Genomic DNA, 11,513 nt, shown 5'->3' with positions numbered 1-11,513 from the left:
TATTTATTAATCCCCCACTGCCCTTGCATCATAACTTCTGGAATCTGCCCCTCCATAAATAATTCCCGTTTCCGGATCTATAAAAATACCCATTGCCTGTCCCTGGTTGGTAACAGTTCTTATTTTATGGCCCATATTCTCATAAAGATCACGGGTATCTGGTGAAAATCCCCAGTTTTCAAAAGAAGTAATATCAGGTAACCACTGGTGATGGATCCTTGGAGCCTCAATCGCCCTTGCTATATTCATTTCATGGTCTATCACATTCACAATTACCTGAAGCACAGTATTGATGATGGTACGACCACCGGGGCTTCCAATAACAATTACCGGTTTCCCATCTTTGGCAACTATGGTTGGGGTCATACTCGATACCATTCTTTTCTCAGGTTCTACAAGATTAGGTTCTGTACCTATGAGACCTCTGGAATTGGTGTATCCGGGAATTGGATTAAAATCCCCCATCTCATTATTCAGTAAAAAACCGGCACCATCTACCACTATTCTTGAGCCATAACTCGCTTCCAGAGTGTAGGTCATAGAAACGGCATTCCCTTCTTTATCTACCACAGAAACATGGGTGGTTTCCGGACTTTCGGGAACAAGATGTGCAGCTGAGAAATTTGCAGAATCGCTTACCGAAGCCATTCCCAATTCTATAGTTTCCCGTAACCGGCCAGCATATTCCTTGGAAGTTAATTTTTCAATTGGAATGCCGGGATTAAAATTAGGGTCTCCAATATGCAGAGCCCTGTCGGCAAAAGCCCGGCGCATAGCCTCTGTCAGGACATGTAAGGAAATAGCCGAATTATGACCCATTTGTTTTAGGTCATAGCCCTCAAGGATATTCAGCATTTCTATGATTGCCACCCCACCAGAACTTGGGGGAGCCATTGAAACAATTTCATATCCTCTGTAATTTCCTGTTACCGGTTTCAATTCTTCGGCTTCATATTTTAGAAGGTCTTCCCGGGTAATTAATCCGCCGTTGGCCTTCATATAATCTGCAATGAGGTCGGCAGTTTCTCCTTTATAGAATCCATCGGCACCCTTGGCCTGTATCCGTTTTAAAGTTTTTGCAAGGTCCGGTTGTTTCCAGAGTTCCCCGGGAAAATAAATTTCTTCTCCATTCTTTAAAAAAGCTTTGGCGGTGGAAGGATATTCCTTTTTATTTTTTTTCACCCATTCCACGAACCAGTTCATATCATACGTGGCTGGAAAACCATTTTCAGCAAGGTCTATCGCAGGCGCGACTAACTGAGCCCAGGGAAGTTTTCCCATTTTTTGATGGGCTTTAAAAAGTCCTGCCACTGTTCCCGGTACCCCAACAGCAAGTAAACCTTCATGATTGGAATTATTTTTTATCTTTCCGTCTTCTCCTAAAAACATATCGGCAGTGGCCGCAAGTGGGGCCTTTTCCCTAAAATTAAATGTAGTTTGCGCACCGTTATTTCCGTGATATACTATAAAACCGCCTCCTCCTAAATTGCCTGCAGACGGCAGGTTAACTGCGAGGGCAAATGCCGTTGCCACCGTAGCATCTATGGCATTCCCTCCTTTTTTAAGAATTTCATCCCCCGCCTGTGATGCCAGGTAATGACTGGAAACTACCATCCCGTTTACTGCCCGTGCGGGAGTTCTTCCAGTTTGACAAAAAATACCGGTTGTGAAAAAGGTGAAAAGCACCGGCAAGATAAGGATGGAGTACCGTTTCATGGGGATATCTATTTAATTTTATTAGTAAAGTAAACCTAAAGAAAATACCCTAACCATACAACACGCCCCTCTTAATCTTCTAATTTTAAATTCAATATTAAAGACCAGGGATAATAACATAAAAAATTTGAAATGCCGACTGTTTGGACCGGCTTTTCAAATTCTTTAGTTAGTAATTAAACTAAAACTATGAGATAGGGTAATAATTTTTAAAAAAAGAAAGCTTGGTGAAAGAAGCGATATTCCAACATAGCCAGGATGAAATTATGTTTAATCCATCCCACAACATAGAAGGAACAACTATTAAATATTGTGTGTATTCAAATTATGATTCCAGTTGAACTGTACTAAAAACTTCCCCAAAAAAAAGAAAAGTTTCCTTTGCTTTGGCAATGGCCATTGTTTCTTCCTGCGGAGTAAATTTTTCCTGTTTTATAGATTTGGAGAAAGAATTCCATGATTTTATGTTGTTCCTGTCTCCGTTAAAAAAACTGTGAGAAACCACTGATGACAAAGCATTGCAATTTTCTAATTCTTTCGCTATCAACATTCCGCCAAGCGAAGAACCTTCCACCACATATGCAGCCCCCAGAGCTTCTGCCCTATTTGAAAGGCTGAACTTATTACTAAATTCATTTGCAATTGACGTATCAAGACCTAAATTAAAAAGATCCTGCTCCAGTCTTTTGGCCTTATCTCCCCGGTAATTTTTAAGATTTTTTTCCAGGGCCCCTTCAGTAACAGCATATGCAACATAATTTTGGAGCAAAAGCAACTTATACTCTTCAAGTGAAATATCATGAGATATAATGCGTCCTGCAAGATTATCTTTTTCTATTTCCCGGTGCAATTGGGCAGTGGCCTCCCTTAATTTATTCATCATCTTCTTCCAGGTCTATTTGTTTCATATTATTTTTGATCTTCTCTATATTTTCCCGCTGTTCATTATTATCCATATTTATTTTATCCAAATAATTATAGATTTGATTCACCACAATCTTATTTCTTCTAACTTTTTCCCTCACCTCTTCCCGTTCACCCATATTAAAAACAATTTTCTTCAATAGGGGTCTTAGTTTTTCGGCAAGCTGGTCCATATGTTTTTTAAGAATGAAACCACTGGCGCCGGAAAGGATAGTATTGGCGGCCAATTCTTCATCATCAATTGCTCCTGTGAGAAAAATAAAAGGAATAGTTTCTTCTATTGCACGGGTATGCTCCAAAACATCCAATCCTGTACAGGTAGGTAGATTATAATCTGAGATTACAACATCTGGCACAAAATTCATTAATACTCTGTTGTAGTCATCAATGTTGGTTACTGTTTTTATCTCAGGGGCTTCCACAATTTTTTCTATGTGGTAAGTTATAAGCTCTACATCTGTCTTATTATCTTCAACCAAAAGGATACGCATTGGTATAGTTATCATACTTTTTAATTTTATTGGAAGGAGAAATTTAGACCTGCTCAGGCGTTACCTAATGTGAAATAAAAACATGAACCCTTCCCGGGACTTGTTTCTACCCATATATCACCATTATGCTTTTCAATGACTTTTTTTACTGTTGCAAGACCCACGCCGGTACCAGGATATTCATCTCCTACCAGGCGTGAAAAAACATTATAAATTTTTGCCTCCAACAAAGGATCAAAACCTATTCCATTATCCTTGATAAAATAAGTAACCGGTTGTTTTTCCCGGAGATATCCTATATGAACTTCAGGATGAGGCATTTCTGCGGAATATTTAAGGGCGTTGTGTACCAGGTTTAAAAACAATTGAGAAATTAACCTTCTGTCTCCGGTACAAGCGGGTAAATTTTCATCAACTTTTATATTGGTATTCCTGTACTCTTCTGATGTATTTAGGGTTTCGAGAATGTTTACCACCAGCTCATTCAAATTTACATGGGATAGCGAAACCTCCGTTTGTCCTAATTTTGCATAATTCAAAAGATCTTCTATCAGTGCATTCATTTCAGCCGTAGACCTTAATATAACATCCACACCCTTTTTTCCAAGGTCATCCAGAAGTTGATAATTTCGCTCTTTAAGAATATTGGCATACCCGCTTATACCGCGTAAAGGCGCTCTTAGATCATGGGAAACACTATAACCAAAAGCCGTGAGATCCTCATTTACCAGCCGGAGATTGGTATTTAATTGTTCTATTTTCTCTCGCTGTTGTTGCACTATTATATGAATGATAGCTTCTCTTAGGGAAGCTGCAAGGTTGAATTCATGTTTCATCCAGGGAATAGCTATTCCTGAAACTCTTTTAGTCCATTTTTCAAAAGATTTACGCGGACTTAAATATAAAACTCCCTCTTTCTCTATGGCGTTTTTATCGGGATTACCTCCCCAGCTCACTTCCTGCGAACTCTCCTGTTTAAACCATATCATTAGATCCTCACCTGTCTCTCCAATACTAATGCATAATACCCCGGAAGCTTTGTCCTTATATATAGAAGCGGGTGGGTAAATTTTTTCCAGGTTTTGGGTGTGAAAAATACCGGCTGTATTTTGACTCAAAAATTCCTTAACCAGCTGCTCCACATGTTCCTTTGCAGGTGTTATTCCCTGTAAATGTAAGCTCCCGTTGAAATAAAGAGCGCCACCGGTACAATTTACCAGGGAGGTGAAAGGAATCTTTTCCTGGGTTAGGCCCTCGTTAAGATCATTGTATAATTTAAGCTCTTCAAGATATTTTTCCTTAAGGAGGGTTGCCTTTTCACTATTAGCAAGAAAATCCCTGGTGCTTATTACAGATAATGCATTGGTATAAATCTGTGTGAGAAATTTAACCGATTGGCGCTGATGGTAATTTATAAATTTTGGGGAATTATGATGACAGGCCAGCAATCCCCATAACTTTCCATTTAGTACAATAGCTGCGGTAAGCGAAGCCCCCACCTTCATATTTTTTAAGTATTCAATGTGAATAGTTGACACTGCTCTTAATTCACATAATGAAAGATCCAGGGGTTTATGGGTCAAAGGTGATATTTGCGGAATAATAAGTGCCGGAATATACCCAACATCACTTATCATCCTAACTTCTTGTTTCAAAAAAAGATCCCGGGAGGGTTTGGGTATATCTGTTGCCGGATAATGCAATCCCAGCCAGCTTTCCATATGCTCCTCTTTTTCTTCAGCAACTACCTTTCCGTTCCATTCATCATCAAATTGGTAGACCATAACCCGGTTATAACCAAATAATGATCTCACAAGGTTAGCCGCCCGGGAGGTAATCTCGGCAATAGAGTTGGCTGTGGTAAGTTCGGTTAAAATACGCGATAACTGCTCCTGAAATTTTACCGGGACAATTTGCTCTCCCACAGGTTCAAATTCGAGAATAAGATGCTTTTCACTGGAATGGGCAATTATGAGAAATACAGTATTAAATATTTCGATTTCGGGCAATGTAAATTTCTCAAGAGGGGCCGGGATACGGTTAATATAATCGTGGGGAAGCAGTACCTCAAGAGGTTTTCCTATTAAGGTTTCAGCTTCATGCCCAAGCAAGCTCGCCGAATTTTCACTGCATTGGGTGATTAAAAATGTTTGAGGGTCACAGGCGAAAATAACGCCATGTGATTGTGCAGAGCCTATAATATGTATAGGTTCCCTGTCACAATTTGTAATGTCAACTTTATAAGGATACCCTTTAAGGGGTTCTTTCATATATTAACTTGTTTTGATCTTAAAATAAAAGGTACTTCCTACTCCCACTTGTGAATCTACCCAAATGGAACCTTCGTGCAACAACACAATTTTCTCTGCGTGTGCCAAACCTACTCCTGTACCTTCATATTTTCGCTGAGTTGGAACCCTGCTGAATATGGTGAAAATGTTTTTCTGGTCTTCTTCTGAAATTCCAATTCCATTATCAACGATTGCAAAAACCCAAAATTCTCCTTCGGGATACGCTGAGATCCTTATCTCGGGACTCCTCTCCTCTGAAATATATTTGAGGGCATTACTTATAAGATTTTGAAAGAGCAAACGCAATTCAACCTGGTAGGCTTTAATTTTGGGAAGGGCACCAACATGGATCTGGGCCTTTGTATCCCTTATTCTTTTGGAAAGATCATATTTAACCACTTCTACCAATTCCTTGGTATTTACAAGGGTTCTATCACTATTCTTTCCTATTTTGGAATGCTCCAGTAAAGCTCTTATTTGGTTTGCCAACCTGTCTGACGCTGCATCTATATAGGATATGTATTCCCTTCCTTTATCATCCAGCTTATTGGCATATATCTTACCTAAGATATCACTTCCAAATTTAATAGTTGCGAGGGGTTCCTGAAGATCATGAGAACATATGGATACAAACTGTTCGAGATCTTTATTAGCCCTTTCAAGGGCAACCTTTTTCTTTTTAAGCCTGTTCTGTGCTTCTTTAAGTTCAGAAATATCTACGCACGTAAACCTGTTGCTCACTACTTTATTTTCCTCATCCCGTTCAACCCTGGAACTCATAATTACGGGCAGTTTTTCGCCATCCTTAGTTATAAGCTCCTGTTCAATATTATTAAGCTCCCCGTTCTGCTGGAAAAGTTTGTTTAATTTCACTGCTTTTAATTGAGAAGCGTCATCATACAGTTCAAAAAGCGGCCTTCCAATAAGATCCTCCTTCGAAGAATATCCCATTTTTTCAATCGCCTTTTCATTGCACTCAATAATAAGGGAGGTATTTGGATCTACACTAAAATGTAAGATTGGATCTTTTTCATAAAAAGATTTAAAGCGTTTTTCACTTGCCACCAGCCTGTCCTGTGCTTTCTGAAGGGTTTCAATATCTACGAAGGTGATTACCACTCCCTCAATCTTTTGATTAGAGTTGATAAAGGGTGAAATTCGCTGCAGGTAATGGTGGCCTTCCTTGGAAATGATATGTCTTTCAATCTTCTTCCCGGTTTCCATTACTTTTTTGCACCTTTCAACCAAACCTTTTCTACCCTTATGAGCACCAAAATTAGTGGTGAAATTTTCAATAGGGCGGCCAATATCTGTGCCTATGAGACTAAAATGCCTTTTAACTGCTGGGGTAAATTTTCTTATACGAAGGCTGTTATCCAGGAAAATAGTTCCAATATCGATACTTTCCAGCAGGTTATTCATATCTGCATTTAACCCGGCCAGATCATCCATTTTTTGAACATTCTCTGCATTTACCGTATTAATCTCCTCATTTACACTTTGCAGTTCCTCATTGGTACTTTGAAGTTCTTCATTTGAGGCCAATAATTCCTCATTAGCTGCCTGCAGCTCTTCATTACTGGTTTCGATTTCTTCCAGCGAAGTTTGAAGTTCCTCCTTTGTCTTTTTTAATTCTTCCTCAAGTTCCTGGATATATTCCCTGGTCCTGCTTGTGAGAGTAACTTTTTCAACCTCTTTTAAATTTTCAGGCCTTATTTCCTTTTCAATGAAAGTGATCGCAAAATTTATTTCATTATCAAGATTATGCTGTCTAAATGGTTTTACCAGGAGATCAAGCCCCTTCATCTCTCCGTTATGTTGGAAAGAAGCATCACGGTATATGGTCTTTTGGTTTATCCTTTCAGCTTTCTTCACTGTGGCTTGCACAATGTGTTTAAGATCCTGTCCCAGCATATCGGTTAAATTAATAGAGAATCCATTAACCGGTAAACTTGCATATTTTCTAAATTCCCCAAAAGCCTGAAGAATATTGTATTCAGAATCTACAAAAACACTGGCGCCACCAAATTGCTCCAGAATAGCCTCACTTAATTCGGCATAAAATTTTTGTTTTGAACCACTTGTGGTGGGCTTAATTTCCCGTTGCCTTCCGCTTGGCACGTTTTCCAGCAACCTGCTTGGGGATGAGTGTAAATTTTCAGCATTAAGACGTTTTCTTGGATTCACATTCCTATAGATTTTCCACTTTCTGTTTACATCTTCAAAATATTCGCGGTGGGTTTGAACACTTTCACTGGTCCCAAGTACAAGAATCCCGTTTTCCTTTAACCCGTAATGAAGAACGTTTAAGGCTCTCTTTTGAATAGATGGCTGGAAATAAATAAGAAGGTTACGGCATAATATCATCTCCATATTGCTGAAAGGTGGATTCTTCAACACATTGTGTTTAGAAAATATCACCATTCTCCTAACTTTTTCAACAACCTGATAACCCTTACTTTTACTTATAAAATACTTTTGAAGCAGGTGCATTTCAACATCGGCTACAATGCTTTCAGAGTAAATTCCAAGGCTCCCAATATCAAGATGTTTTTTAGAGATATCAGTTGCAAAAATTTTTATATCGAGGTTTTTGCCCTGGCGCTCCATTTCCTCATTCAACAGCATTCCAAGAGAATAGGCCTCTTCGCCGGTACTACAGGCTACATCCCAAATTTTTAAAACTTCCCCGTCCTTCTTTGGGGTAATAAGGGCTGGAATTACCTCATCCCTCAAAATATCCCAAACCCTGGAATCGCGGAAAAACTTTGTTACCCCAATTAAAAATTCCCTGTAAAGAATGGGTATTTCTTCGGGGTTTGATTCTAATAGAAGCAAATATTCTTTTAGTGAGGAACATTTGCATACACTCACCCTGCGAGCAACACGTCGTGCCAGGGTGGAATGCTTATATTCCCTGAAATCCAATCCTGTTTTTTCATTAACAAGGTGAAGGATCTTTGCCAGGGTATTTTCATCGTATTCTATATCATCTTCAGTAAAATGGAGTACCACCGGGGCATTAATGAAATTTTGAAGCTCGGCCCCCATTTCTTCAACACCTACTATATAATCTACAAGCCCTGTATGAATCGCACTTTTTGGCATCCCGTCAAATTTGGCTTCCTCAGGATCCTGTACCATTACCATACCTTCCTGTTCTTTAATGGCCCGTATACCCCTGCTCCCGTCACTGCCGGTACCACTTAAAATAATTGCGATGGCCTGTTCCTTTTTAAATTCTGCCAGGGATTGCAGGAACATGTCTATAGGCAAATTGAGTTTTTGGTCTTTGGGCTTATCCAGTAAATGCAACATGCCGTTTTCAATTACCAGATTATTTACAGGGGGAATCAAATAGATCCTTCCGGGAAGGATCTCCATATTATCTTTTATTTCTTCAATTTTAAGCTTTGTAGATTTAGCAAGCAGTTCTCCCATCATACTCTTATAATCTGGGGACAAATGTTGTATTACCACATATGAATTCATATCTCCCGTTGGGATATTCTGAAAAAAGGATTTTAACGCCTCCAGGCCTCCGGCACTGGCACCAACTGCAATAATTCTGGAGGTGGTAAGATTGGAAACTGAGATATCAGAACTTGCAAGGGAGTGATTTTTCGTCATCTTATATTTTGATAATACGCTTTTTGGAGGGAATTTATTTTTATTTTTTTAATATATATTTATAAATATCTCGTAAAAATAATAAATTTCATACCAGTGTTAGGGCAGTACTTAAGGGATTTTTAACAGTTACCTCATTAGTTTTACCTCATTTGCGTCAATGAATTAATAGCCTTATTTGTATCTTTAAACCTTAATAATTTACCTTTTTGATTTTCAATTATTTAAATTAATTATGAAAAAAAAATCTATAAACTTCAAAAACAGTGCCTTTAAGATTATGGTGATGATCACCGTAGTTGGTACTACCCACCAAACTTTTGCTCAGGAAACCCCACAACAAAAAAAAGAGATGAAAAAGACCAATTCATTTGACAACCCCTTATTAGCTGAATTTCAGGGGCCATATGGCGGGGTTCCGGCTTTTGACAAAATGAACCTGGACCACTTGCGGCCGGCCATGGAAAAAGGAATGGAATTGCATCTCGAAGAAATTGAGAAAATTGCAAACAACCCTCAACCTCCCACTTTTGAAAATACCATTGAGGCTATGGAGCGGGCCGGCAAACCCCTTACCCGTACATTTACTTATTATGGTATTTGGGGGAGCAATCTTTCCTCCCCGGAATTTAGAGCTATACAAACAGAAATGGCACCCAAGATCTCGGAATTTTCCTCAAAGATATCCCAGAATAAGAAATTATTTGAGCGTATAAAAAAGGTATACGAGGATTCTCAAGCCAATCCCCTGCCATATGACCAACAACGGGTGGTGCATTTAATTTACGAGAATTTCGCTCTGGATGGTGCTAATCTTGACGAGGCGGCCAAAAAGCGCTATGCCGAGATCAATATGGAACTTTCAAAACTCTACACAAAATTCTCCAATAATGTCCTTGCCGATGAAGAGAATTATGTAGTTTTTCTTGAGAAAGAACAACTTGATGGCCTGCCGGAATCCTTTATAAAAGCAGCAGCGAAAGCTGCAGAGGATCGCGACATGAAAGGAAAATATGCCATTACCAATACCAGGTCTTCCATGGACCCATTCCTTACCTATTCTACGGAAAGAGAACTTCGGGAAAAAGTGTGGAATAATTACTATTCCCGTGGAGATAATGAGGATGAATTCGACAATAATAAGATTATTTCCCAAATCCTTAAGTTGCGGGATGAGCGCGTGGAATTAATGGGTTATGACAATTATGCTGAATGGCGTCTTCAAAACCGGATGGCAAAAGATCCTGAAACCGCGATGCAATTAATGGAGGCGGTATGGCCTGCTGCACTTGCGAGAGTAAAAGAGGAGGTTGCAGATATGCAGGCTCTTGCTGATGCCGAAAATGCCGGTATTAAGATCGCTCCCTGGGATTACCGTTATTATGCTGAAAAAGTGCGGAAGGATAAATATGACCTTGACAGTGATGAAGTAAAACAATACCTTCAACTTGATAATCTTACCCAGGCCCTGTTTTTTACTGCAGGTGAGTTGTTCAACTTCAATTTTGAACCTGTACCAGCAGGATCTGTTCCCGTATTTCATGAAGATGTAAATGTTTGGGAAGTTACAGATAAAACCACAGGTGAACATATAGGTTTATGGTACCTTGATCCATACGCGCGCCAGGGTAAACGTTCAGGGGCGTGGGCCACTACATATAGAAGCCACACCACCTATGATGGAAAAGAAACCGTACTGGCATCCAACAATTCAAATTTCGTAAAACCTGCTCCGGGAGAACCTGCATTGATCTCGTGGGATGATGCCGAAACCTTTTTTCATGAATTTGGACATGCGCTGCATTTCCTTGCGTCAAATGTAAAATATCCTACCCTTAACAGCGGGGTTAGAGATTATACTGAGTTCCAGTCCCAACTTCTGGAACGCTGGTTGTCTACAGACAGGGTAATAGATCAATTCCTTTTACACCACGAAACCGGGGAGCCAATTCCTGCAGAACTGGTAGAAAAGATCAAGAAAGCGTCTACTTTTAATCAGGGGTTTGGCACCACAGAATTTTTAGCTTCGGCACTTATGGATATGAAATATCATACTACAGATCCCGAAAAAATAGATCCTAAAACCTTTGAAAAAGAAACCCTAAAGGCTCTTAATATGCCGGAAGAAATCGTAATGCGCCACCGTTCTCCCCATTTTGGACACGTATTTTCCGGGGAGGGTTATGCAACCGGATATTATGGTTATCTATGGGCAGACGTTCTTACCTCTGATGCTGCAGAAGCATTTGCAGAATCCCCGGGAGGTTTCTATGATAAGGATGTTGCAGCAAAACTGGTAGAATTCCTTTTTGCTCCAAGAAATGCCATGGATCCTGCGGAAGCTTACAGAAAATTTAGAGGCAGGGATGCCACGATCAATGCCCTTATGAGAGACCGAGGGTTCCCTGTACCTGAAGAAAACAAAAATAAGGAGAATAAAAAATAGATATTTTTTTCCGGA

At 39.6% G+C, this 11,513-nt stretch carries 6 protein-coding genes; 1 reads left to right on the top strand and 5 read right to left on the bottom strand.

Going from position 1 to position 11,513, the window contains the following annotated elements; all coding sequences use genetic code 11:
* Positions 1-6 precede the first annotated feature (6 nt).
* From ggt to FK178_RS02040, 5 genes are all read right to left on the bottom strand, one after another.
* Complete coding sequence (ggt, locus tag FK178_RS02060) at positions 7-1,716, bottom strand: gamma-glutamyltransferase (RefSeq protein ID WP_146830512.1); 1,710 nt, start codon at positions 1,714-1,716, stop codon at positions 7-9.
* Between the two features lie 325 nt (positions 1,717-2,041).
* The gene (locus tag FK178_RS02055) at positions 2,042-2,599 is read right to left on the bottom strand and encodes a biliverdin-producing heme oxygenase (RefSeq protein WP_146830510.1); all 558 of its coding nucleotides are present in this window, start codon (positions 2,597-2,599) and stop codon (positions 2,042-2,044) included.
* Positions 2,589-3,146, bottom strand: coding sequence for a response regulator (locus FK178_RS02050; protein WP_146830508.1), 558 nt, complete (start codon positions 3,144-3,146; stop codon positions 2,589-2,591). The genes FK178_RS02055 and FK178_RS02050 overlap by 11 nt, the downstream gene beginning before the upstream one ends.
* A gap of 38 nt (positions 3,147-3,184) precedes the next feature.
* Positions 3,185-5,401: an ATP-binding protein gene (locus FK178_RS02045; RefSeq protein WP_146830506.1), complete on the bottom strand. Its 2,217-nt coding sequence runs from the start codon at positions 5,399-5,401 to the stop codon at positions 3,185-3,187.
* 3 nt (positions 5,402-5,404) lie between these two features.
* The gene (locus FK178_RS02040) at positions 5,405-9,052 is read right to left on the bottom strand and encodes a CheR family methyltransferase (RefSeq protein ID WP_146830504.1); all 3,648 of its coding nucleotides are present in this window, start codon (positions 9,050-9,052) and stop codon (positions 5,405-5,407) included.
* A 280-nt stretch (positions 9,053-9,332) separates the two neighbouring features.
* Between FK178_RS02040 and FK178_RS02035 the strand changes: the two genes are divergently transcribed.
* Positions 9,333-11,498, top strand: a complete 2,166-nt coding sequence (locus FK178_RS02035) for a M3 family metallopeptidase (RefSeq protein ID WP_146837391.1) — start codon at positions 9,333-9,335, stop codon at positions 11,496-11,498.
* Positions 11,499-11,513 lie beyond the last annotated feature (15 nt).

Origin of the sequence: Antarcticibacterium arcticum, assembly GCF_007993795.1 — a bacterium.
Taxonomy (GTDB): Bacteria; Bacteroidota; Bacteroidia; order Flavobacteriales; family Flavobacteriaceae; genus Gillisia; species Gillisia arctica.
Note: the sequence above shows the minus strand (reverse complement) of the source record. Positions and strands in the feature narration are given on the sequence as shown.

What these genes read in the sequence shown, in the direction of transcription:
- FK178_RS02055 (WP_146830510.1), bottom strand. Translation starts at nt 2,599, where the DNA reads ATGATGAATAAATTAAGGGAGGCCACTGCCCAATTGCACCGGGAAATA.
- FK178_RS02040 (WP_146830504.1), bottom strand. Translation starts at nt 9,052, where the DNA reads ATGACGAAAAATCACTCCCTTGCAAGTTCTGATATCTCAGTTTCCAAT.
- FK178_RS02050 (WP_146830508.1), bottom strand. Translation starts at nt 3,146, where the DNA reads ATGATAACTATACCAATGCGTATCCTTTTGGTTGAAGATAATAAGACA.
- FK178_RS02035 (WP_146837391.1), top strand. Translation starts at nt 9,333, where the DNA reads ATGGTGATGATCACCGTAGTTGGTACTACCCACCAAACTTTTGCTCAG.
- FK178_RS02045 (WP_146830506.1), bottom strand. Translation starts at nt 5,401, where the DNA reads ATGAAAGAACCCCTTAAAGGGTATCCTTATAAAGTTGACATTACAAAT.
- ggt (WP_146830512.1), bottom strand. Translation starts at nt 1,716, where the DNA reads ATGAAACGGTACTCCATCCTTATCTTGCCGGTGCTTTTCACCTTTTTC.